17 protein-coding genes and 2 tRNA genes are annotated in these 24,154 nt (G+C 63.0%); 6 read left to right on the forward strand and 13 right to left on the reverse strand.

Features of this window, described 5'->3' with window-relative positions; all coding sequences use genetic code 11:
- Nucleotides 1–87: 87 nt before the first annotated feature.
- The gene (locus GFD18_RS06345; RefSeq protein ID WP_163198995.1) at nt 88–2,400 is read left to right on the forward strand and encodes a glycoside hydrolase family 3 N-terminal domain-containing protein; all 2,313 of its coding nucleotides are present in this window, start codon (nt 88–90) and stop codon (nt 2,398–2,400) included.
- Between the two features lie 15 nt (nt 2,401–2,415).
- Here the strand turns inward: GFD18_RS06345 and GFD18_RS06350 are convergent, their stop codons facing one another.
- From GFD18_RS06350 to GFD18_RS06380, 7 genes are all read right to left on the reverse strand, one after another.
- Entirely contained in the window at nt 2,416–3,258 is an 843-nt protein-coding gene (locus tag GFD18_RS06350; protein ID WP_204313968.1) for an ABC transporter ATP-binding protein, read from the reverse strand.
- Between the two features lie 67 nt (nt 3,259–3,325).
- On the reverse strand, nt 3,326–4,441 hold the full coding sequence (locus tag GFD18_RS06355) for a taurine ABC transporter substrate-binding protein (protein ID WP_204313969.1): 1,116 nt from the start codon (nt 4,439–4,441) through the stop codon (nt 3,326–3,328).
- Between the two features lie 83 nt (nt 4,442–4,524).
- Nucleotides 4,525–5,382, reverse strand: a complete 858-nt coding sequence (locus GFD18_RS06360; protein WP_163198866.1) for an ABC transporter permease — start codon at nt 5,380–5,382, stop codon at nt 4,525–4,527.
- 76 nt (nt 5,383–5,458) lie between these two features.
- Nucleotides 5,459–6,586: an iron-containing alcohol dehydrogenase family protein gene (locus GFD18_RS06365; protein WP_163198869.1), complete on the reverse strand. Its 1,128-nt coding sequence runs from the start codon at nt 6,584–6,586 to the stop codon at nt 5,459–5,461.
- Nucleotides 6,587–6,640: 54 nt separating this feature from the next.
- On the reverse strand, nt 6,641–7,987 hold the full coding sequence (locus tag GFD18_RS06370; protein ID WP_204313970.1) for an aminotransferase class III-fold pyridoxal phosphate-dependent enzyme: 1,347 nt from the start codon (nt 7,985–7,987) through the stop codon (nt 6,641–6,643).
- A 264-nt stretch (nt 7,988–8,251) separates the two neighbouring features.
- Nucleotides 8,252–9,442: a PucR family transcriptional regulator gene (locus GFD18_RS06375; RefSeq protein ID WP_163198871.1), complete on the reverse strand. Its 1,191-nt coding sequence runs from the start codon at nt 9,440–9,442 to the stop codon at nt 8,252–8,254.
- Nucleotides 9,443–9,556: 114 nt separating this feature from the next.
- Nucleotides 9,557–10,276 carry a sulfite exporter TauE/SafE family protein gene (locus GFD18_RS06380; protein WP_163198874.1) on the reverse strand — a complete coding sequence of 240 codons (720 nt, stop codon included), beginning with the start codon at nt 10,274–10,276 and terminating at the stop codon, nt 9,557–9,559.
- Nucleotides 10,277–10,649: 373 nt separating this feature from the next.
- On the opposite strand from GFD18_RS06380, the gene GFD18_RS06385 reads away from it, so the two are divergent.
- Both GFD18_RS06385 and GFD18_RS06390 read left to right on the forward strand, forming a co-directional pair.
- Nucleotides 10,650–12,290: an MDR family MFS transporter gene (locus GFD18_RS06385; protein WP_163198877.1), complete on the forward strand. Its 1,641-nt coding sequence runs from the start codon at nt 10,650–10,652 to the stop codon at nt 12,288–12,290.
- Nucleotides 12,291–12,727: 437 nt separating this feature from the next.
- Nucleotides 12,728–13,732 (forward strand): AEC family transporter, encoded by a 1,005-nt coding sequence (locus tag GFD18_RS06390; RefSeq protein ID WP_163198879.1) that lies wholly within the window; start codon nt 12,728–12,730, stop codon nt 13,730–13,732.
- Between the two features lie 252 nt (nt 13,733–13,984).
- Here GFD18_RS06390 and GFD18_RS06395 read toward each other — a convergent pair.
- A tRNA-Ala gene (locus GFD18_RS06395) sits at nt 13,985–14,057 on the reverse strand.
- A gap of 71 nt (nt 14,058–14,128) precedes the next feature.
- Nucleotides 14,129–14,202: transfer RNA gene (locus GFD18_RS06400), tRNA-Ile, on the reverse strand.
- A gap of 157 nt (nt 14,203–14,359) precedes the next feature.
- Between GFD18_RS06400 and GFD18_RS06405 the strand changes: the two genes are divergently transcribed.
- Complete coding sequence (locus GFD18_RS06405; protein WP_318644377.1) at nt 14,360–15,016, forward strand: M48 family metallopeptidase; 657 nt, start codon at nt 14,360–14,362, stop codon at nt 15,014–15,016.
- Nucleotides 15,017–15,071: 55 nt separating this feature from the next.
- Here the strand turns inward: GFD18_RS06405 and GFD18_RS06410 are convergent, their stop codons facing one another.
- Entirely contained in the window at nt 15,072–15,551 is a 480-nt protein-coding gene (locus GFD18_RS06410; protein ID WP_100510383.1) for a Dps family protein, read from the reverse strand.
- Between the two features lie 182 nt (nt 15,552–15,733).
- Here GFD18_RS06410 and GFD18_RS06415 point away from each other — a divergent pair, with 182 nt between their 5' ends.
- Nucleotides 15,734–16,240, forward strand: coding sequence for a hypothetical protein (locus GFD18_RS06415; protein ID WP_163198882.1), 507 nt, complete (start codon nt 15,734–15,736; stop codon nt 16,238–16,240).
- Nucleotides 16,241–16,761: 521 nt separating this feature from the next.
- Here GFD18_RS06415 and GFD18_RS06420 read toward each other — a convergent pair.
- From GFD18_RS06420 to GFD18_RS06430, 3 genes are all read right to left on the reverse strand, one after another.
- The gene (locus GFD18_RS06420; RefSeq protein WP_163198885.1) at nt 16,762–18,174 is read right to left on the reverse strand and encodes a hemolysin family protein; all 1,413 of its coding nucleotides are present in this window, start codon (nt 18,172–18,174) and stop codon (nt 16,762–16,764) included.
- Between the two features lie 88 nt (nt 18,175–18,262).
- On the reverse strand, nt 18,263–18,874 hold the full coding sequence (locus GFD18_RS06425) for a carbonic anhydrase (protein ID WP_163198887.1): 612 nt from the start codon (nt 18,872–18,874) through the stop codon (nt 18,263–18,265).
- 186 nt (nt 18,875–19,060) lie between these two features.
- Nucleotides 19,061–21,826 (reverse strand): phosphoenolpyruvate carboxylase, encoded by a 2,766-nt coding sequence (locus GFD18_RS06430; protein ID WP_163198889.1) that lies wholly within the window; start codon nt 21,824–21,826, stop codon nt 19,061–19,063.
- Nucleotides 21,827–22,149: 323 nt separating this feature from the next.
- On the opposite strand from GFD18_RS06430, the gene GFD18_RS06435 reads away from it, so the two are divergent.
- Nucleotides 22,150–23,988, forward strand: a complete 1,839-nt coding sequence (locus GFD18_RS06435; RefSeq protein WP_225432938.1) for a threonine/serine exporter family protein — start codon at nt 22,150–22,152, stop codon at nt 23,986–23,988.
- Nucleotides 23,989–24,154 lie beyond the last annotated feature (166 nt).

Consider the following 24,154-nt stretch of genomic DNA (forward strand, 5'->3'; position numbering starts at 1 on the left):
GGTCGCGACGACGATGAGCTGCGGTCCCTGCCGTTCCGCGACCCCTCGCTGAGCATCGACGAGCGCATCGCCGACCTGCTGGGACGTATGACATTGCGCGAGAAGATCGGCCAGATGATGCAGCTCGACGCCCGCGGCGACCTGGACGACGAGATCCTGCGCGTCAACGTCGGCTCGATCCTGCACACCAGCCCCGACAACCTGTACCGCGCCGCCGAACTGGTGCGCCGCACCAGGCTTCGTATCCCGCTGATCATCGGCGAGGATCTCATCCACGGCTACTCGTTCTACCCCGGCGCGACCATCTTCCCCGAACAGCTCGGCATGGCGGTCTCATGGAACCCGTCGCTGGTCGAGAAGGCCGCGCGCGTGACCGCCGTCGAAGGCGCCTCCACCGGCGTGCACTGGACCTTCTCCCCCGTGCTGTGCATCGCACGAGACACCCGCTGGGGTCGTGTGGGCGAGACGTTCGGCGAGGACCCTCATCTCATCGGCGAACTGGCCTCGGCCATGGTCCGCGGATACCAGAAGGGGCCGGCCACCGAGGGCTCGCTTGACGCCGACGCCATCCTCGCCACGGCCAAGCATTTCGCCGGCTACTCCGAAACGCAGGGAGGCCGCGACGCCTCCGAAGCCGACCTCTCCCACCGCAAGCTCGCCTCCTGGTTCCTGCCGCCGTTCGAACGCGTGGCCAAGGAGGGCTGCGGCACGTTCATGCTCGGCTACGAGTCCATCGAGGGCGTGCCGGTGACGTTCAACAAGTGGCTGCTGTCCGACGTGCTGCGCGGCGAATGGGGCTACCGGGGCACGCTGATCACCGACTGGGACAACGTCGGCCGTTCGGTATGGGAGCAGCATGTGCAGCCGGACTACACGCATGCGGCGGCCGCCGCGGTGAAGGCCGGCAACGACCTGGTCATGACCACGCCGCAGTTCTACGACGGCGCGTACGACGCCATCCAAAGCGGACTGCTTTCGGAGAAGGAGCTCGACGCCGCCGTCGGCCGCGTGCTGGCGCTGAAGTTCCGTCTGGGGCTCTTCGAGAACCCGCGTCTGCCCGACCCCGAACGCATCAGGGCCGTGATCGGCAACGACGAGCATGGCAGGGTCAACCTCGATCTGGCCCGCGAATCCGTGGCGCTGCTGAAGAACGACGGCGTGCTGCCGTTCGACGCGGATGCCGTTGCGGCCGCCGCCGATACAAATACGACCGCAGCCGACGGCTCGGACGTCGTCTCCGATGACGTGGAATCATCCTCCGTCAAGCCCAGGCGCCGCATCGCGCTGGTCGGCCCGCTGGCCGACGACGCGCAGACGCAGCTGGGCGATTGGGCCGGCAACTCCGGTCAGGTCACCTGGATGCCGGACGGTCATCCGCGCGAGACCATCACCACCGTGAAGGACGCGTTCGAGGCGTTGCTGCCCGACGATTGGGAGGTCGTGTACCGTCGCGGCGCCGACGTGGTCGACCTCGTTCCCGATCCGGAGGGCGAGTTCTTCCCCGACGGCCAGCCACGGCCGAAGGTCGGCGTGCCGGCCGCCATCGACGAGTCGATGCTGAACGAGGCCGTGGCCGCCGCCAACGAGTCGGAACTGATCGTGGCCGTGGTCGGCGACGTGGTGCAGCTCATCGGCGAAGGCTGCTCGACGGCAACGCTTGAGCTTGTCGGCGCGCAGAACGCGCTGCTCGACGCCCTGTACGCCACCGGCAAGCCGATGGTGGTGGTGCTGATGAGCTCCAAGCCGCAGGTGCTGCCCGAGTCGGCCATGAACGCCAACGCGCTGCTGTGGGCGCCGAGCCCCGGCATGAAGGGCGGCCAGGCCATCGCCGAGATCATCCTCGGTCTGACCGAGCCGACCGGACGCCTGCCCATCACGTTCCCCCGCCACGTCGGCCAGCTGCCCGTGTACTACAACCAGATTCGCGGCCAGCACGGCAACCGGTACGCCGACCTGACGCAGGACCCGGCGTTCGCGTTCGGCGAGGGACTCTCCTACACCACGTTCGCCTACGGCGAGCCGACGATCGGCCACGCGGGCCTCGACCATGCCGAGGACGCCCCCACCGGCGTGATGACCACGTTCACCCGCGGCGACGTCATCGCCGTGAGCGTCGACGTGACGAACACCGGCGACCGCGTCGGCTCCGAGGTCGTGCAGGCGTACGTCGGCGACCTGGTCACGTCGGTGAGCTGGACGGACCGCGAGCTCAAGGCGTTCCGGAAGATCACCCTGCAGCCGGGCGAGACCCGGACCGTGCGGTTCGAGATTCCGGTCAACGACTGCTCCATCGTGGACGCGGCCGCGCGCCGCGTGGTCGAATCCGGCGACTTCGAGCTGCTCGTCGGTCATTCCAGCCGCCGCGAGGACCTTCGCCGCGCCACCTTCACCGTCAAATAGCGGTGGCGGCGAATACTACGCCTGATCGTCCTTCACATGGATCGCGTCGTTGATGCGGTCGCGCAGCTCCACGAACTCCGGCGTCGAGCGCACCTGCTCCAGGTTGTTCGGGTCGTCGGGGTCCTTCGGAATCGTGATGGGGATGTCCATCTTCACGGTTCCCGGATGCGCGCTCATCACGATTACGCGGGTCGCGAGGAAGATGGCCTCGTCCACGCTGTGCGTGATGAAGAACACCGTCTTCTTGCGTTCCTGCCAGATCTTCAGCAGCTCGTTCTGCAGCTTCTCGCGGGTCAGGGCGTCGAGCGCGCCATAGGGTTCGTCCATCAGGATCACGTCCGGGTCGGTGGCCAGCACACGGGCGATCTGCGCGCGCTGCTGCATGCCGCCGGACAGTTCGTAAGGGCGCCGGTTCGCGGCATCGGCCAATCCCACCATCTCCAGATAATGATCGGCGGTCTTCTTGCGTTCCGCCGGCTCGACGCCCTGCATCTTCATGCCGAACTCCACGTTCTTGCGCACGGTGAGCCATGGGTAGAGCGGCGGCTTCTGGAACACCACGCCGCGTTTCGGACTGGGCTTGGTGATGCGCTGTCCTCCGGCCAGGATCTCGCCGTCGGTCGGCTGTTCGAATCCCGCGAGCATGTTCAGCAGTGTGGTCTTGCCGCAGCCGGAACGGCCGACCACGCAGATGAAGTCGCCCTGGTTGATGGTCAGGTTGATGTCGTGCAGCGCCGTCACCTCGTCGCCCTGCTGGGTGACGAACCGCTTGTTCACGCCGCGGATGTCCACGGCGATGCCGGCCGAATCCATCTTCTGCTTGTCGAGCAGTTCGTTCCAGGTCAATGCGTCACTCATCGGAGGTCCTTTCTCTTGTCCGCTCGCATGGCGTGCATCATGTGCGCCGGGAACGGAGCGTCATGTCTTACTTCTCGCCGGCCACCGCGTCGATGGCTTTCGTATATAAGGAACTGTCATATGAATTGCTGACGCTGTCGAGGCTGTTCTGCGTCTTGAGGAACTCGGCCGTCGCCTTGAACGTCGCCGGCAGATTGCCATGGAATATCTCGCTCTGCGCCTTGGCGTCGGGATAGGTGTACCCCTTGAACTGTGTGAGCACCTCCTTCGGGGAGTTGCCCAGCTGCGAGGAGACGGACTCGGCCGACTGCTGCGGCTTGCCGGCGATCTGCTTGGCGGCGTAGTTCTCCACGGCGGTCCATGTCTCCATGGCGCCGGGATTCTTCTCGGCGAAATCGGTCGAGACGAGTTCCATGTCGTAGGTCGCGGAGCCGGCCTTGGCGGTCTCGGCGCTCGACGTCACGATATGGCCGCCATCGGCCTTGAGCTTCGACAACACCGGATCCCAGACCCATGCGGCGTCGATTTCGCCGCGGGTCCACGCGGCCGACATCTTGTCGGGGTCGAGATTGATGAGCTTGACGTCCGTATCGTCCATGCCGGCCGCGTCCAACGCCGACAGCAGCGAGAAATGCGAGGTCGAGCCGAACGGGACGGCGATGTTCTTGCCGGCGAGGTCCTTGATGGTCTTCGCGGAATCGTCTCGGGTGACCAGCGATTCCGCCTGACCGATGACGTCGTGGATCCACGCGACCTTGACCGGCAGGTTCAGCGGCGACGAGACGGAACGGACCGCCGGGCTTGAACCGGCCAGACCAAGGTCGAGCGAGCGCGAGCCGAACGCCTGGATGACGTCACCGCCGGAATTGAACTGGTTCCACACGATCTTCGCCTTGGGCATGCAGGCCTCGAGCATGCCCTGGTCCTTGACGACGAGGTCGGCGTTCGGGATCGCCTGCCATGCGATGCGGATGGTGCCGGTGAAGTCCTTGTTCACCGTGACCGGGCAGGTGGCGTTCTTCGCCGAGGAGCCCGACGTGTTGCCGACGAGCTCGTCGGCCGTCGGCATCGGCGCGCATCCGGCAAGGCCGGCCAGCATGGCGCCGCAGGAGGCCAGTGCGGCCACGCGCACGGCGATGCGACGACGGAAGTCGTTGCGGTGGGAGAGGTCTGTGATGGTCATGATGTTCTCGATTCGTAGAAGGTCTCGGTGCGGACGGCGCCCGTACGGTGCGGCGTCCCGGCTGTCTGGATGTATGGCATGCGCTATTCGCGGCCGACCCACGGCGTGACCAGATGCGTGATGAGCAGGATCAGGCCGTCAAGCAGCAGGGCGGCGATGCCGATGACGAAGATGCAGGCGATGGTCAGCGGCGTATTGAGCTCGGTGCCGGAAAGATAGGCCAACGCGCCGATGCCGGGGATGCCGTTGTTGAGCTCGGCGGCCACGACGGTCGTCCATGCGAAGCCGACCGCCAGACGAATGCCGTTCATGATCGACGGCAGCGAGCTGGGAAACACGACGAACAGGAACGCCTTGAGCGGATTCGCACCCAGCGACAGCGCCGAATTGACGCGGTCGCGGTTCACGCCGTTGATGCCATCGACCGTGGCGAGCACGATCGGCGGGAACGCGGCGAGGAACAGCAGCCAGATCTTCGTGGTGTCGCCGATGCCGAACCACACGATGAGCAGACCGATGTAGCCCAGCGGCGGCAGCGCACGGATGAAGTTGACATACGGCAGCACGATGCGGTTCAGCCACTGCACCTCGGCCAGCAGGAATCCGATGAGCACGCCGAAGACGATGGCCAGCGCCATGCCTACGCCGATGCGTTCGAGGCTGACGACCAGATGCTGCCAGAGGAAGTACTGCTGCTCGCCGCACACGATGCGCGAGGAGCCGGCCGCGATCGGACGGCAGCTGTTCGCTTCCACGAACGCGTTCCATACCTGGCCGGGGCCGGGCAGATACAGGGGATTCACCAGCTTCGCGGCCGTGGCGCCCCACCAGACCAGCAGGATCAGCACCAGGGAGATCACCGGCTGGATGCGTCTGGACTGCATCCAGCCCGGCAGCCGGAACGGTTTGCGTGTCGTGGGGGTCGTGGTCGTGCTGCTCATGGTGTGTTCCTCTCTTGGACGGAAACGATATGAAAAACGCACCGCTGCCTGGGACGCGGCGGTGCGTTCGGGGAAATCAGTCGGTGGCGGCGAGATACTCGTACATGTCGCGCAGCATCTCATCGGTGATGTCCACCGGATTGTTGTACAGGTTCGGGTGACGGCTGATACGCACCAGATCGTCGATCTGCGATTCGCTGAGCGCAAGGTCCTTCAGCCCTGTGCGCATGCCGATGGTCACCTTGAGGTCGTGGATGGCGTCGGCCATGGCGTCCACGTCGGCGAAGCCGAGCATGCGGGCGAACTCCTGCACCCGGCCATGCTGGGCGTCCGCGTTGATGCGGGCGAACCAGTCAAGCGTCAGGCCGCAGGCCTCGCCATGCGGAATGCCATGGATGTTGGTGAGCGGGAACGAGCACGCGTGCGACGACGTGGTCTTCGGCAGCGTGAACGCCAGACCGGCGATCACCGACGCCTCGCACATCTTCTCGCGGGCTTCGGCGTTGCGCGGTTCGGCAACGGCCACCGGCAGCCACCGGAACACCAGCTTGGCGGCATGCACGGCGCACGCGTCGCAGATGGGCTGATGCCCCTTGCTCCAATACCCCTCGATGGCCTGGCTGAGCACGTCCATGCCCGTGCAGGCCGTCACATACGGCGGCACCGAATAGGTGAGCTCCGGGTCCACGATCGCCAGGTCCGGGAAGAATCCGTCGGAGACGATGGGAGCCTTCTTGCCGAGCGCACGGTTGGTGAGCACCGAAACGCATGTCACCTCGCTGCCCGTGCCCGCCGTGGTCGGCACGGCGATCAGCGGCAGATGCTCCTGCGGCATCGCCTTGCCGGTGCCGTGGTAGTCGGCGATGGAATCCTCGGTCAGGCAGATGCTCGCCGCGGCCTTCGCCAGGTCCATGGCGCTGCCGCCGCCCATCGCCACCACAAAGCCGGTGCCCGACTCACGCATGACCGCGGCGCAGGCGTCCACCTCGCTCACATCGGGATTCGGAGAGAAATCGCTGAACATGCCGGTCAGTGCGCCGGCGCTGTCGTCAATCAGACGCTGCGCGAAACCGTCGCGCACGAAATGCCCGCTCGTGATCAGCATGCCGTTGCGCAGTCCGCGCTCGCGGGCCAGCTCGCCGATCTCGCTGACGCGTCCGTTGCCGAACCGGATGTCGACCGGCTGTTCGTAATCCCACATCATGATTCCCCTCCGAAAACAAATGGATGATGACCGTTCGATGATGTCACGTCGGCGTCAGTCGCAGTAGGTTTCGTCCACCCAGGTGAGCACTTCGTCCAGCTTCGGCAGCTGCTCGTTGAGCTCCTCCTCGGTGATGATCAGCGGCGGGCAGATGTTGATGTTCGTCTCGCGGCCGAACGTGAGGAAGCCCTTCTTCTTGAGCTCGGCCATGATGGTCGGCATCACGCTGTTCGAGGCGTGGTACGGCGCCATGAGCTCGCGCGTGGCCTTGTTCTTCACGATGGTGAGCGCGGCGAACAGGCCGATGCAGCGGGCCTCGCCCACGCACTTGTGCTTCTCGGCCATGGACTCGAGGAACGGCTTGAGCACGCCCTCCATCTTCTTCACATGCGCGCATACGTCATGGTCGAGGTAGTAGCTCACCGCGGCCACGCCGGCGGCGCAGGCCAGCGTATGGCCGGAATAGGTCAGGCCGCACTGCAGCACATGGTCGGTGAAGTAGTCGGAGATCTTCTTCGAGACCACGACGCCGCCCAGTGGCACGTAGCCGCAGGTCACGCCCTTCGCGAACGTGAACATGTCGGGCTTCAGGTCGAAGTTCTGCCAGGCGAACATCTTGCCGGTGCGGCCGAAGCCGGCCATCACCTCGTCGCAGATCATGAGGATGCCGTACTTGTCGCACAGCGCGCGCACGCCCTCCATATACCCCTTGGGCGGCAGGATAACGCCGTTCGCGCCGACGATGCTTTCCATGAGGATCGCGGCCACGTTGTACGGGTTCTCGTAGATGAGCTGATCCTCGAGACGCTTGAGGTACAGCTTCGTCACCTTCTCGTCGTCCACTCCGCGGTCGAAGCCGTCCTCGTACATGTTCGGGTTCATGAAGTGCACGAAGCTCGGGGCCTCGCCGCCGGCCTCCGTGGCGAAGCGACGCCAGTCGCCGGAGGCGAACGACGCGCCCAGCGTGGAGCCGTGGTAGCTGCGGTAGCAGCTGAAGATCTTGGAGCGGCCGGTCACCATGCGGGCCATCTTGATGGCGTTCTCGTTGGAGTCGGCGCCGCCGTTGGTGAAGAACACCCGCTGGTAGAAGTCCGGGCCCGCCACGTCGACCAGCATCTTGGCCAGTCGGGACTTCGGCTCGGAGGCGTATGCCGGCGACATGAAGCACATCTTGTGTGCCTGCTCGGTGATGGCGTCCACGATCTCGGGCAGTTCGTGGCCGAGGTTCGAACACACCAGCAGCGACGACATGTCGGCGTACTTGTTGCCGTCATAGTCCCACAGGTAGATGCCCTTGGCCTCCTTGACCGGCATCGCCTTGCCGCCCTGCTTGTGCCACGACTGCATGACGTAGTCCTGATGCAGCTTCGCCACTTCCTCACCGGTCAATGCTTCCATCATCGTCTCCTTAGTGTCCGTCAGTTTCGTCGTTGTCCATCGGCGGAAAATGGGCGCAGAAAACTATGCACGATACACAAAATGCAGGGTTCCTCGCGCCACATGATTCGCGCGGTAATCTCAAGGAATCGTTGTGTTCCTTGATGTACTTCGTACTTTACGAACCTCGTGGTCGAGGAACAACGATGCGGAAACCAAAGCTGATTGTGCTCTGGCACAATCAGTGGCGGACGGCGCATGCAAGCTGCGGTCGGGCGCCGGAAGACGTCAGCAGTCGAGGATCTCCCGTACCCGCAATCCCAGCGACAGCTGCTCCCGGACGGCGAAATCCGAAAGATTCACCCCCAGCATGTGCTCGATCTTGTTGATCTTGTAGGTCACCGTATTGCGGTGCACGATCATCGTCTCCGCGGTTTCCTTCACGCTGCCGCTGAAACGCAGGTACGTGCGCAGCGTCTCCGTCAGGTCGGTGTTGTTCACCCGGTCATGCTCGATCAGCGGGCCGATGGTCGACTCGTAGTAATCCTCGAGGATCTCCGTGTCCGGAATCGACAGCAGCAGCTTGTCGACGCCCGAATCCTCGTAAAGGAACGGCTCGCCGTCGCGGCCGCGATGCTTCTGCAGCCGTTCGAGCTTCAGACCCTGGGCGTAGCTCTTTCCGATGCACCGGGCCGTGCGCGTCACCTTGCCGATGCCCAGATACAGCAGTTCGTCGTCGTTCGTGATTCCGCGGCACGCGGCCAGCACCGACCTGACCATCGCCTCGACCTTGTCGATGTCGTAGCGGGCGAACACCATCACCATGCGGTGTTCGATCTGCAGCAGCGCGGCCCGCCACTGATGCCGGGTTATCAGCGATTCCGCGGCGCGCACGAACGCCGCCAGACGGGTGTCGTTCACCCGTGCGGTCGTGTCCTGCCGGTCGTCGCGCGCACAGACCTCCATCACGCCCACGCAGTAGTTCCATTGCTGCCCGAATCCGTTCTGGTCCATGTAGTCCATGTACAGTTCCTCGCGGTCCGGCCAGAATATGGCGTTCTCTAGGGCGGCCGCCAGCTCCATGCTGTGCTTCTCCGACATCGTGATCGTCAGGCTGAACTGGTGCATGATCTGCGCCATGTGCACGCTCCACGGCACCCTGAACAGCGGAAAGTCATGGGCGTTGCAGTACCGGATGACCTCGGGGCTGATCTGCCGGATGAACGGGCCGACGTTGACCACCAGGCCGCTGGCGCCGTTCTCGTCGCATTTGCGGACCACGGAGATCAGATCCTCCTGGCTTTCCAGGCCGATGCCGGTGGTGAACGCTATCTCCTGGCCTTCGAGGAATCCCGCGATCTCCTCGTTCTCCACCATGTGCACCCAGCGGACCGGGCGCTCCAGCCCGTTCTGGCCGGCGAGCAGCGTGACCTCATGGTCCTTCGCCTGCTCGAACAGTTCCTTGAGTCGTACGGTCATGGCCGTCATGCTACGACGGTCACGATACGACGATGTTATCGGGCATCATGTGCGTTCTCCGTTGTGCGGCATGGCTTCGGACGTCTCGGAGCGAGGCGTTGCCGCGCCGGTCCGTCAGACGATGACCGACAGCCCGGAGACGATGAGCAGGCCATACGTCATCTTCAGGAACGTGGCCTGGCACATGCGATGCTGCAGCCAGTTGCCCAATGCGATCGCGCCGGCCAACGCCGGCAGCCCGATGCCGGTCAGCAGCATCGTATGCGCGGTCACCGCGCCGATGGCCACCTGCTCGACGCCGATGAGCACGCCGAGCGCCACCCATACGCAGGAGACGGTCGCCCGGAACTCGTCCTTGTCGTGCAGCACGGCGGCGGCATAGAACACCAGCAGCGCCCCGCCCGCCAGAAACATGCCGTGGACCATGCCCGCAGCCAGCAGAATCACCACCTGCATTGCACGGGACGGGTTGTGCTTCGCCGGGCACAGCAGGTTCTTCAACGCTATGGCGATGATGAACACGCCATAGCCCTGCAGCATCGGAATCTGCGGCAGCATGCGGTACAGCACGATGCCTCCGGCCATGCCGACCACCATGAACCCCAGCATCTTCCACAGATGATGCCATTGGATGTGTCGACGGTCGTGTGCGCCGATCCACAGGCAGGAGATCACCATGATGGCGTTCAGCACCACCTTCGCCTCCTCGGCGCCGATGAGGCGAATCGAGAACGGCATAGCCAGCAGCGTCCCCGCGAATCCGGTGATCGCCTGGATGACGTTGGACAGGAACAGCACCGCAAGAAAGACGGCATCCCTGAGAAATACACCCATCTTTTACTCCCGACTTATCGTTTTTCGATATGCATGAGGTCGCGGCGCCGCGTCGTTCTGTCGGAATCGATGGTGTGTATCACGCCGTTCGGGGACAGATTACCCGAGTCATGTAACGGGCATGATGCGGATGGCGGATGGGAATCGCCCGATGTGCGAATTGCCGACGGCGTAAATCCCGCAACAGGCGTAGAGTACTTGCGTCGGTCAATCAGATGATCGGCGCACAGTCCGCGGACGACGATACGACCAACGATTCAACAGCGCGAAACGCATGATATGAAACGTACGATGTGAACCGTTACACACCATGAGCAAAGGTACCGCCGGCGGGCCATCAGGAGGACGAGCGACGAACGGAAACAGGTGAAGCATGACGGAGGAACGGCATTCCGAAGAACCCGAAGAATACGAAGAACGACGCGGCAATGTAGCCGGTGCAGACGCTGCCGGTGCGGACGTCGCCGATTCGGAACATCCCGAAGAGCGAAAGCCTCGACGCGGCGGCTCCGCCGGTCGTGCCCTGACCCGCGAGGAATCGTTCCAAAACGGCCGTCTCACCCGCGTGGCATTGATCTCGCTGTCGATACTCACGCTCATCACGTTCGTCGGCAACTTCACGCAGCTGCAGTTGAGCTCCGCGCTGCCGGCCATCGTCGACGAATTCCACATCAGCGTAACGACCGGCCAATGGCTCACGTCTGTGTTCCAGCTCGTCATGGGCGTGATGGTGCCGTTGACCGCGTTCCTTACACGCCGGTTCTCCACGAGGCAGATAGTCGTCACCTCGATGGCCGTATTCACCGTCGGCTCGGCGATCTCGTGGTTCGGGCCCACATTCGTGCTGGTGCTGCTGGGACGTATCCTCGAGGCCGTCGGCACGGGCGTGATGTGGCCGGTCCTGCAGATCACCGTGTTCTCCATCTATCCGCTCTCCCGCCGTGGCATGGCCATGGGAACGGTCGGCCTCGCCATGAGCGTGGCGCCCGCCATCGGCCCGACGCTCGGCGGCTGGCAGGTCGATGCCGGCGGCTGGCGTTCGATTTTCATGACACTCACTATCATTGGAATCGTTTGTCTGGCGGCGTCGGTACTCGGCCTGCGGAACTTCGGCGAGCATGATCCGACCGTCAAGGCCGACTTCTTCTCCGTCATTCTTTCGATCTTCGGTTTCGGCGGACTTATGTTCGGATTCACGAACATCGAATCCTTCCCCATCACACACCCGATGACGTGGCTGCCGATGACCATCGGCGTGCTCGGCATCATCTGGTTCGTGGCCCGTCAGCTGCGACGTGACAAGCCGCTGCTCAACCTGCGCGTGCTGAAGAACCGCGGCTTCATGGTCGGCACGATCACCGCGTCGGTCGCGTTCTTCGCGTTCAGTTCCATCCTCGTGATCATGCCGCTGTACATCCAGAACGACCGAGGCTATTCGGCGCTCATGAGCGGCGTCATCATGCTGCCCGGCGCCATCGGCATGGCCATCACGCAGTTCTTCGGCGGCCGCGCGCTAGACACGTTCGGCGCCCGACCGGTCGTGCTTTCCGGCAGCATCATCCTGACGCTGGGTACGCTGGCGATGAGCCTCATCTCCGCCGATTCGTGGATCTGGTGGGTGTCGATCTGCCAGTTCATCCGCCAGATCGGCATGGGATTCGTGCTCATGCCCGTCACCACATGGTCGCTCAACTGCCTTGAGCCGGAGGACGTTTCGGCAGGCTCGTCGGTGACGAACACCGCCCGTCAGATCGCCGGCGCGATGGGCGCGCCCGTGCTGGTCATCCTCATGGAGGTCATCGCCGACGCGCGGCAGGCGGCGCTCGGCGGCGGACAGGCCGCCGCGGTCGCCGCAAGCATCTTCGGCATCCAATGGGTGCTGCGCATCAGCGGCGCGCTCTGCTTCATCATGGTGCTGCTTTCCATCTTCGGCGTGCGCGGCCAGGGCGCCGGCTCCGCCCACGCGCTCGGCCGCGGTGCGATGAAGAAAATCCGTGGCCTGAATCATCGGTGACGGCGTCGAAAAAGAGAAACCCCGGCGGGTTGGAACGCCGGGGTAGAGAGAGGAAGAGAGAAGAAGGGTTCAGTTATCAGATTCGAAGAGAGGAATCTCATCAGCGTTTCCGTTGACAGTTCTTATATAACAACACGACTCTTGGCATAACGCTGTGAAATCCTTGGATTTCTCTGTATGAATCGTGGCGATTGTGTAACATCGCCCGATTCGAATCGTCGCCATGATGTTTCCCGATCGTTGTATTCGCGGAAAATCATGGCCAATAATGCGGCCATCGGCGGCGAAACGATATACCGTTATAACGTTTGCTACGACGCAGGCAACCGATTCACGTCGCGAACCGCCGGCCTCACGGTTGAGGAGCGGTGGCGGAACGGCGGAGAACGACGAATACGAACACGGACCGAACGACTGATAGCGAAGAAGGCGAATGTATGGAGAAGATTATCGACCCGGTGGTGTTTCTGTGCATCATCCTGCTGGGATACGCGTTCAAACGTATCGGATGGTGCAAGACCGACGACTACCGCATCATGCAGAAGATCGTCTTCAACCTGCTGCTGCCCGCGGCCGTGGTCAACTCGTTCATCAGCAACGAGCATGACATGAGCCTGCTGTGGGTGGCGCTGTTCGGCTTCCTCGCCGCACTGATTCCCATCCTCGTCATCTACGCGTGCACCGGCAAGACACCGCTCGGCAATCGCGCGTACTACATGCTCAACGGTTCGGGCTTCAACATCGGCTGCTTCGCTCTGCCGGTCGTGCAGGCGCTTATGGGGCCGTCCGCCGCCGTGGCTCTGGTCATGTTCGACATCGGCAACTCGGTGATGATGTCCGCCGGCATGAACGCCGTGACCACGCAGCTGCTGCGCATCGACGACACGCACCCGCTCTCCCCCGAGGAGCAGGCGAAGCCGCTCGGTCCGAAGCCGCCGCGCAAGATCCTCGACAAGGATGCCAAGCGACTCCAGCGGCGTGCCAATCTCCGCCGCATAGCCCGCAACTTCTACAGTTCCGCCGCGTTCATGACGTACATGCTCATGCTCGTGCTGATGGTCACGCATCTTTCGATTCCGCCGGTCGTCGGCCATATTCTGCAGCCGCTGTCGAACGCCAACGCGTTCTGCGCCATGTTCATGGTCGGCATGCTCATGGACCTGCCGAACGGCATGAAGGAAATCAAGCCGCTTGCCACTGTGATCGCGTGGCGCTGGGCGTTCGCGTTCATCCTCTCCGCCGCCGCATGGTTCCTGCTGCCGGTCGACCCGTGGGTGCGCAAGGCCGTTATCTTCGTGTGCTTCGCCCCGGTGGGCGTGTTCTCCACGCTGTTCACCGACCGCGTGCTCGGCAACGCCAAGCTCGCCGGCCTGTGCCTGGCGTCTACGGGTGTGCTCGGTCTGATCGCCATGACCGTCGCCAATATCGTGATCTCCGCGTGACGATGCGCTTAGGGGCATCACGCATGTCGTTCGGAGGGCACGTCCTCTCAGAGGCGTGTCGTGCGATAGTCGTGCGATAACCCCGCCAAGATTCGTCCTGGTTCGGTGCGTCGTCTTGGGGCGGTGGCGCACTTTCGTGTCCCCCGCGTGCCCCAAGGATTGTGACAACTTGCTGAAATGAGATGAAAATACGCAGAAAATACGATAATGAAAAACGCCTGAAACCGTTGAGATTTCAAGCGTTTTGAGGAGTGGAGCATACCGGGTTCGAACCGGTGACCCTCTGCTTGCAAAGCAGATGCGCTACCAGCTGCGCCAATGCCCCGCTTCAGACTATTTTAGTCTTGCATAGAGAGAAAAAAAGCGGCTCGAAAAGCCGCTGTGTTCTTCTCTGTGTGGGCCCGGGAGGACTTGAACCTCCGACCTCATCCTTATCAGGGATGCGCTCTAACCACCTGAGCTACGGGCCCAACTCGTTGCGTTTTCTCAAACGCACAAGTGTTTATATTAGCGAGGGGTTCGTAATCTGTCTAATCGGCGTGTCGCGATTGGCCTCGGCTATGAATACCGCTATGAACGCCGCTATGAAAGTCACGGTTATCGGCCCGTCGCGGAATGATTATGGGCATGAACGAACCAGCGCGCACTCCCCCATCAGACGGTCGCCGAAGGGGCGGCGTCTCGCAGCGCCGCGCGTCATCCCGCCGTCGTGCGCAGACCCTGTCGGTGGAGGTGCTGGACATCGAGGGGCTGGAAGTCACCGTGACGCGCAAGACAGTCAAGAACATGTATCTGCGCATCAAACCGCCGGACGGTCGTATCGAAATCACCGCGCCGCAGAAACTCAGCCGTGCGGCCATCGCCCGGTTCGTGCACTCCCGTCGCGATTGGATAGAATCGCAGCGTCGCAGCGTCGTCAACGCCGAAGAGCGGTCGCCTCTCAAGCAGCCGTGGAGCGAGGAGCGCAAGCGCGAGGCCAAGCGCATTCTCAACGAACGCATCTCCCGGATGCTGCTGTATTGGGTGCCCATCGTCGGCAAGATTCCGACGGATATCTCGCTGCGTCGCATGAGCACGCGATGGGGGTCATGCACGCCGGCCACCGGACGCATACGCATCAATCTCGAATTGGCGTTCCTGCCGGAGGCATATCTTGAGTACGTGCTCGTCCATGAGCTGACGCATCTGTGGGAGCGGGGCCACGGTGTGGGGTTCCAACGTCGCATGACGCAGTATCTGCCCGAATGGAAGCGTCTGCGTCGCGAACTGAACCAGTTGGTATAGGAAACGGCTCCCCTATCAAGAGGAGCCGTAGGGCAATATCAATATTTCCCGGCGCCTACGCGATGTGGCTGCGGAGGAACCACTGGAAGAGCTCCAGCGCCTGCACGTGGTCCTGGATGATGTTGGAGCTGACGACGTCGAGCTCGTCCAGCTCGGCGATGGCCTTGCGGTCGTCGGTGATGAACACGTCGTAGTAGTCGATCAGCGCCTTGATGTAGTCCTCGGTGGAGGCACGGCCCTTGAGGTCGAGTCCCTTCCACGAGCGGTTGCGCACGATGGCGTCCGGCGTGCCGTCGGGTGCGCCGCCCAGCGTTGCGATGCGTTCGGCGGTCTCGTCGGCCTGGGCGAGCACGACCTCGACCTGCGGGTCGAGCATTTCGTGTACGGCGATGAAGTTCGGTCCCTGCACATTCCAATGCGCATGCTTGAGTACGAGTGCCGCCTCCTGCTCCTGGCTGAGACGATTCTGCAGAATGGCGATGGTCTTCTCGGCCTGCTCGTCGCTGAGCCCCGGAACGGTGAATTTCAGAGTCATGGTATTCACACTTTCTTGTTGGTATGGCTGATTATCAGTTGATCGTCAACCGGTCGTCATGCAGACGATGACTCCATTTTCCCTTTCGCACTCGACGGTGCGGCATCTGATACTGCATGCGGGTTTTGACGCGTTGCCGGCAAGTCCCCTACTCTAAGACTTGGAAGACGCAAGGAGCAGATATGTCCGACATGTACACGTTAAGCGAGCTGTCTCAAAAGACCGGGATCTCGCAGGCGGCTTTGAGCAAGAGGATTCTCCGGGGGAAGCTGGCCGCCCAGAAGGACGACAAGGGCCATTGGGTCGTGGCTGCGGAAGAGGCCGAAAAACTGCGTCGCGGCAGGCGCGGCCGAGCGGCATCCTCGACGGTTTCCCCGGCGTCGGGGGAATCCTATAGTCGTTCCGCTTCGCGGGAGACGGAGGACCGGACCATGGAGTCCTCTTCCACAGACGCCGTGAGTGCCGTTGCTTCCGTGGGTGCTGTGAACGCCGCGACCTCCGAGAATCTGCATGCCAGGACGACGGTGACGACCGCCGAGATCAATGACCTCAGGAACCGTCTTGCCCGCAAACGCGCCGAGATCGAACGGCTGGAAGCCACCCTTGCCGGCTTGAGGGAGTCCGCATCATTGCTGGAGCAGCTGCTGGCGGCCAAGACCGAGCTGATGAACAGGCGTCGGCGCATATAGGCGTTTGCATGGACGTCCATACAGACAACGTTGTCTTGATATTGTCCTAGGTATTTGTCGGACATTAGGACATGAATATAGTCCTACCCCAATCATGTCTTCTTTCCTTTTGTCTTACTTGGACATTGCGGCGCACTGTCCATGCACAGGCCGCCGCCGGTTTTTGTTTCGGGGCAGGGGCGGGATTCAATAAGCCGCTGGCGCCAAGGCTTTGTAGCGCCGCATCGCGGCTTTGCCATGTTCGCCGGCCGCCTCGTGCTTATCCGTGATAAGTCAGGACATAAGACATCGCACCTCGTTGTACTGGGACATTGATATCTATGTAGGACAAGACATTGGTGATTGTCTTGTCCTACAGTGTCTTAATCTGATTGTCCTATTGTCCTGATTGTCGTAATGTCGTAGATTGTCGTACTCCGGATGGTCGTGGATAAACGATGATGGCCCGCCGCCGCATCATCATGGGATGTGCGGCGGCGGGCCATCATCGATTCGTGGTCGAACGGGCTGTAATCAGCCGATTATTCGTGCTCGGCGGCCTCGCCGTCATTCATATTGCGATTATTGCGGCCGGACGAGTCCGTATGCGCATCGCCGGCCGTGCTGCCGTCGGTATCGCGCTCGCCGCTTTCGGCCGGCGGATTCGCGCCGCTGCGACGCACCTCTATCGTCTGGATGCGGCGGCCGTCCACCTCGGTGATGACCATGTCGTATCCGTCATCGGAATGCAGCACGGCTCCGACCTTGCCCATCTCGCCGGTCTTGGCGAGGAAATATCCGGCGACGGTCTCGTATGGGCCGTCCTCGAGCTCGATGCCGGTGAGCTCGTCGAAGTCCTCGATGGTCATGCCGCCGTCGATGCGCGCCACGCCGCCCACGAACGCGGATCCGGGCTTCGCGCCGCCGGGTTCGGTGGGCAGGTCGTATTCGTCGCGGATGTCGCCGACGAGTTCCTCGGTCATGTCCTCCAGCGTCACGATGCCGTCGGTGCCGCCGTATTCGTCGATGACGATGGCCAGATGGATGCCGCGCTTGCGCAGCAGCGACAGGCTGGGCAGCAGCTTCGACGTGCCGGGCAGCGAGATGCCCTCGCGGGTCACGTCGGCGACCGTCTTGGCCTGCTTGTTGCGGATGTCGAGCAGGTCGCGCACATGCACGAATCCGAGCACGTCGTCGAAGTCCTTGCCGATGACCGGATATCGCGAATACGGCTTGTCCCGCACGAAGTCGGCGGCCTCCTCGATGGCCATGTCGCCGTCGATGAACACGACGTCGGCACGCGGCCTCATGACCTCCGCGACGATGGTTTCGGAGGCGTCGAACACGTCGTCGAGAATCACGCGTTCGTCCTTGCTCAGATTCGTGTTCGACGAGACGAGCACACGCAGCTCGTCGTCGCTGACCTCGGATTCCGTCTCATTCGGGTCGAAGCCGAGCAGACGCACGATGCCGTTCGTGTTCTTGCCGATCAGCCAGATGATGGGGCGGCAGATGGTGGCGAACACGTCGATCGCCGGCACGACGGCGCGGGCGATCGCCTCGGTCTTCTGCATGGCGATGCGCTTGGGCACCATCTCCGAGATGACGATGGAGCAATAGGAGATGACGAGCGTCAGTCCGATGGTGATGAGCGGATTGGCCACGAACGTGGGCACACCCCAGCCCTCGACCAGCGGAATCAGGAACGGAGCGATCGACGAGGCGCCGAACGATGCGGACAGGAAGCCGGAAAGCGTGACGCCGATCTGCACGGTGGAAAGGAACGTGTTCGGGTCGCGGGCGATCTTCGCCACGCGCGCGCCGCGGGCATCCTCCTGTTCCATCTGCTCGATCTGCGAGCCGCGCAGGCTCACCAATGCCAGTTCGGTGCCGGAGAACATGGCGCCGATGATCAGAAAGACGAAAATCAGCAGGATATTCAAACCAAGTGACATGGCTCCACCCTATCCGAGCCCCTTTACGACTGACTGCTGTCTGCCGCAAGGCGGTCCGCCCCTCTCGGGAGCCGCAACACCAGGCCGTCTAGAACGACAGCACCTCCACCTTGCCGTCGGAGATCTTGTACCTCGCGCCGACGATGGCGACCTCGCCGGAACGCACGGCGCCGCGAATCACCGGCGAATCGGTGACGAGCGCCTCGATGGTCTGCGCCACATGGATGCGTTCCACGTCCTCGGCCGTCGCCTCGTCGTCGGCGGCGAACGCGATTCGGGCGGAGGCGCCGACCTCGCGCATGAGAATGGAACGGAAGCCTTCGTCCTCGGTGTTCTCGTCGCCGGCGAGCACCTTCATTGCGGCGGCCACGGCGCCGCAGTTCTCGTGGCCCATGACGACGATCAGACAGACGTGCAGATGCTGGATGGCGTATTCCAACGATTCGAGCACGGCGTCGTCGACGACCTCGCCGGCCGTGCGGATGTCGAACAGGTCGCCAAGCCCCTGGTCGAAGACGATTTCCGGCGGCACACGCGAATCCGAGCAGGAAAGCACGGCCGCATCGGGATGCTGGCCGCCGACGAGCGATTCGCGCGTGGTGCGGTCCTGATGCGGCCGCTGCGCCTCGCCCTCCGCAAACCGACGATTGCCTTCGATGAGACGGCTCCATGTCGCCGCGATCCGAGCCTGTGCGTCCATGCTGTCCCCTTTCGGTGTGGTTCCTCCAGTGTAGGTTGTGCTTTCCTCTTCAGTTCACGAATTGCGAGATACTGGCGTTGTGAGCGCTAAATTCGCGGGTATCTCGCGATTCGTGAACCGGAAAAGGGAAAACCCCGATCCGTACAGAACGAATCGGGGTTTTCCCTACGCGGTGCAAAATCGAAATCAGCCCGTGTTCTGCAGGCCGGCGGCGACACCGGACACGGTGCAGAGGATGAGATAGATGAAGTCGGCGGTCTGGGACTCGCTCAACTCGTTCTTCTCGTCACGACGGCGGACCGAGCGCAGCGCACGCACCTGCGTGACCGACAGGGCGTTCACGTACGGCGAGCGGATGCGGATGGCCTGGCCGAGCACGTGACGGTGCTGCAGCGGCCACTCGTCGCCCACGATCTTCAGGACCCACTTGCGGGTGAGCTCCATCTCGTGCAGCACCTTGTCGCGCAGATCGTCGCGGTCGCCGAGAGCCAGGTACAGCTTGGCGATGCGCTCATCGGTCTTGGCGAGCGACATCTCGATGTTGTCGATGAAGGTGCTGAACAGCGGCCACTCCTCGTACGCCGCACGCAGCGTCTTGAGGTCGCCGAACTGCTCGCAGGCGGAACCGAGGCCGTACCAGGCGGCGAGGTTGATTCGCGCCTGGGCCCAGGAGAACACCCACGGAATCGTACGCAGGTCGTCGAGCGACTTCGCGCCGAGGCCGCGCTTGGCCGGACGGGAGCCGATCGGCAGCAGGCCGACCTCGGTGAGCGGCGTGACGATGGAGAACCACGGGGCGAAGTCCGGCGTGTTCAGCAGGTCGAGGAATCGGGCGTGCGACGCGTCATCCAGCTGCTGGGTCATGTCGGCGTACTTCGCGGTCATCTCCGTGTTCGTCTTCTCGACGCTCGGGGCGGACTGCAGCAGCGTCGCCGAGGCAACGGACTCGATGTGGCGCACGGCCAGGATCGGGTTGCCGTAGCGGGCGAAGATGACCTCTCCCTGCTCGGTGAGCTTGAAGCGGCAGTTCACGGAGCCACGCGGCTGGGCCAGCACGGCACGGTTGGCGGGGCCACCGCCACGGCCGACGGCGCCGCCACGACCGTGGAACAGCGTCAGGTCGATGTCGTTGGCCTCGGCCCATGCGACCACGCGGGCCTCGGCCTCATGCAGGGCCAGCGTAGCGGTGGTCGGACCGGCGTCCTTCGACGAATCGGAGTAGCCGAGCATGACCTCCATCTTGCGGTTCGTGGCCTTCAAGCGGGCCTGAACCTCCGGGATGCGCAGCATGCCGTCAAGCACGCCGACGCAGTTCTGCAGATCCTCGAGCTGCTCGAACAGCGGGATCACGTCGATGGTCGGCACGTCCTCCGGATGGGCGAACGCCAGACGGTTCAGCTCGTACACGTCCTTGATGTTCTGCGCGGACTTGGTGAACGAGATGATGTAGCGGCGGGCGGCCTTCAGACCGTTGCGGCGCTGGATGGAGCCGAGTGCGCGGAAGGTGTCGAGCACCTCGCGGGTCATCGGCTGCAGTTCGCCGCGCTCGCCGTGCAGGCCATGCTCGCGGATGTCGTCCAGGGCACGGGAGTGCACGACGGAGTGCTGACGGAACTCCATCTCGACCATGTGGAAGCCGAACGTCTCGGCCTGCCAGATCAGCGTCTGCATCGGGCCATAGGCGGCACGCGGGGCGCCGGCGTCGGCCAAGGACTTCTGCACGGTCTTCAGGTCGGCGATGTAGTCCTCGCAGGAGTGGTACATCAGGTCGTGGTCGCGGTCGATGGTCGCGCGCAGACGGTCGGCGATCACCAGCATGACCGCACGATGCGGCTCCTTGGTGGAGATCAGCTCGGCCTTCGCGGTCAGACGCTCGCTCATCTCGCGCTGGTGGCTCCACAGGTCCAGCAGGCCGGCGCACGGCTTGGTGTCCTTGGATTCCAGCGTCAGGTTGCGGCCGACCTCGCGGGTGGCCTCCTCGAGCTTCGCGATCACATGATCGGAGAACTTGCGGGCCACCTGACGGCTCACCTTGGCGGTGACGTTCGGGTTGCCGTCGCGGTCGGAGCCGATCCAGCTGCCCGGGTGGAAGAACGCGGGGCACACCGGCGGGACCTTGCCCGCGTTGTCGCCCAGCACCCAGTCGTCGAAGCGGCGGTACACCTTGGGGACGGTGTCGAAAAGCGTGTTGTCGAAGATGTCGAGGATCGTGTCGGCCTCTTCGACCGGCGTCGGCTTCTTCAGGGCGATCGGCGAGGTGCGGAACATCGCGTCGATCTCGTTGAGCATCTTGCGCTCGTTCTCCGCCAGATCGGAGCCGCCCAGCGCGGGGCGCTCCTCCAAAAGCTCTGCAATGCGGCGGATCTTGCCCTCGACGGCCTTGCGGCGCGCCTCGGTCGGATGCGCGGTGAACACCGGATGGAACTCCAGCTTGTCCAGCAGCTTCTGAGCCTGGGCCGGACCGACTTCGGAGATGATGCGCTTGTAGGCGCCGGTCATCTCGTTGATGGGATCGGTCGCGGCGTTCAGCGGGACTTCCTTCTCGCGCGAACGCAGCACGGCCACGCGGTAGTTCTCCTCGCTTAGATTCGCCAGGTGGAAATAGGTGGCGAACGCGCGTGCCAGCAGCGTCGCATCATCCACGGAGACCGAATCGATAAGCTTCACGGCCTTATCGAAACCGGCCTGTTCCGGATCGGGATCCTCATATCCCAGTCCCTTGCCGCCGAACTCCTCGCTGGTCGCCTCGTTGGCGTAATCCAGCAGCGTGTCGAACTTTTCGAGCAGATTCTCGTCATACTCGTTCAACACGGTTCGCAGCAGACGAAGGAACAGATCCATATTGCCGCGAAGATCGGCGGGCAAGCCCTGCTCCTCCGGGCCCTTCGTGCCGGTACCGGTGCTGATGATGCCCGAGTCCGCGGCTTTGATTGTCTCGTCTGTTGATGTCATCCAGACCTCCTTAGCCTCGTCACTGGTTGTTCGTCTATCGGCTTTCTGCGGCTCCTCCGCAGTTATTGATGCCGACCGTTCCAAACCCAAAGCCAGTGAACAGACGCCCCTTCATTGTAGGGCGCATAACACGGGTTTTATTTCCAACAGTTTTCATGACCATGGGATTTCGGCCCGAAAACGCAGATTGACGACGAAAATTTCCCCGATAAATTATGGACAATCAACGATTGTCACGAATTCGTTCCCAACGACAGAGTAAATATAGTGCTGTGATTTTCGGGAAGAAGCATGAAGAGACCGCGACCGCGCATGGCTCCGCCATGCCGGCCGGCGTGGAAAAGGTCACGAAGTACCATACGCATTCCATCCCCCTCGACATGGAGGACATCGAACGCGACCTCGACAAGCCGGTCGTCGAAGCCGGCATCGCCGCCAAGACCAGCGTCATCGTGCGCGTGGGAATGCTCGACTTGGGAGCCGGTACGGGAAGCTTCCGCGTGCGTCAGATGATGCATCGCATCGCCTACCCGCTAGGAGTGCACGTGCGGGCCGACGTGAACCTTACCGATATCGAAGCCTCCTGTACCGACGGCAAGAATCGTATCACCGAGGTCATAGACCTGCCCACCACCGGCGTGAACACGGAACGCATCTGGCTGCTCGAACACTTCGCCGACTGGTTCAGCGTCAACCTCGGCCACTCCGCCGTCTACCACAATCGCGGCGTCGAGGTCTCCGACAGACTCGTCGAACATCTTGACGCCAAGGACATGTCGCAGCTTTCCGCCAAGGCCGCCAAGGAACTGCGGCTGAAGGAAAAGCACGCCAAGGCGGCGGGCGAATCCGCTGCTGAGAACGGTATCGCCCCGATTCCGGACGGCTCCCCCATGCAGGCCACCAACGCCACCACCAAGGAGGAGCGTCTGCGCGAACTCGACCGTCAGCGCGACATCGACGCCGACGACCCCATCGTGCGCGAGATGGTCGCCACCAAGGCTGACGCCGACGCCAATGCAGCCGCGGCCGCCGCCGGCGCATCCTCCGTCTCCGGCACGCAGACGAGGAAAACCACCAGAAACCGCAATCATCAGCCACCCAAAGGCCGATACGCCGAACATTTCGACCACGTCGGCAAACTCGCGCCCAACGCCTCCGACCCCAACTTCAAGCCCATCACCGTACGCGAGGCCCATAAGCGGCTCGACCTCATCGAACACCGCAAGCCGCTCTACACCCCGCTCTTCGCCGGCTTCGCATCCGCGCTCGCCTGCGCATCCTTCGTCTTCCTCCTCGGCGGCGGACTCTACGACATGGCCGGCGCATTCGTCGGCGCCGGCATCGGCCACTGGCTGCGACGCAAGCTCTTCGCCAAGCATCTCAACCAGTTCTTCGTCACCTTCGTCGCCGTCTTCGTCGCCGCGCTCGCCTGCACCGGCACGCTGCGACTCATCGGACTCTACAACCCCATCGCCCTTGCCCACGACACCGCCTACATCGGCGCCATGCTCTTCGTGATCCCCGGCTTCCCGCTGATCACCGGCGGGCTCGACATCGCCAAGATAGACTTCCCCTCCGGCATCCAACGACTCACCTACGCCCTGTCCATCATTCTCATGGCGACCCTCGCGGGCTGGGCCGTCGCCCGCATCGTCATGCTGAACCCCCAGGGCTTCGAGCCCCAGGGACTCAACGTCTGGATCACCGGCATCCTGCGATTCGTCTTCGCGTTCATCGGAGTCTGGGGCTTCTCCGTCATGTTCAACTCCCCCCAGCGCATGTGCCTCGTCGCCGCCTCGATCGGCGCCATCACCGACACCCTGCGTCTCGAATTCACCGACCTGCTGCACATGCCCCCCGAAGCCGCCACCTTCATCGGCGCCTTCCTCGCCGGGCTCCTTGCCGCAGCATGGCGCACCGCCGTCCGCCGCGGAATCCTGCCCCCGCACCTCGGCTATCCGAGAATCTGCCTCACCGTTCCCTCCATCGTCATCATGGTTCCCGGAATGTACATGTACCGCGCCATGTTCTATCTCGGTCAGTTCAACACCCAAAGCGCCCTGGACTGGGCCTTCCGCGCCTTCATGGTCATCATCTGCCTGCCCATCGGACTCGCGATGGCGCGAGTAGTAACGGACCGCTCCTGGCGCTACGACATCTGAAAATCGCCGGATAACGGAGTGTCCTCTGCGTTGTGAAACATTCGACGTACCTTTGTACGCCTTCATGTTTCACGCCTTGATGACACACACGTTATCCGGCGATTTTCTCTATGAGGCGTTAACTTCGTTGCTGCGAACTTCGACGTACCTTCGTACGCCTTCGTCT

The organism is Bifidobacterium saimiriisciurei, assembly GCF_010667655.1.
Classification (GTDB): Bacteria; Actinomycetota; Actinomycetes; order Actinomycetales; family Bifidobacteriaceae; genus Galliscardovia; species Galliscardovia saimiriisciurei.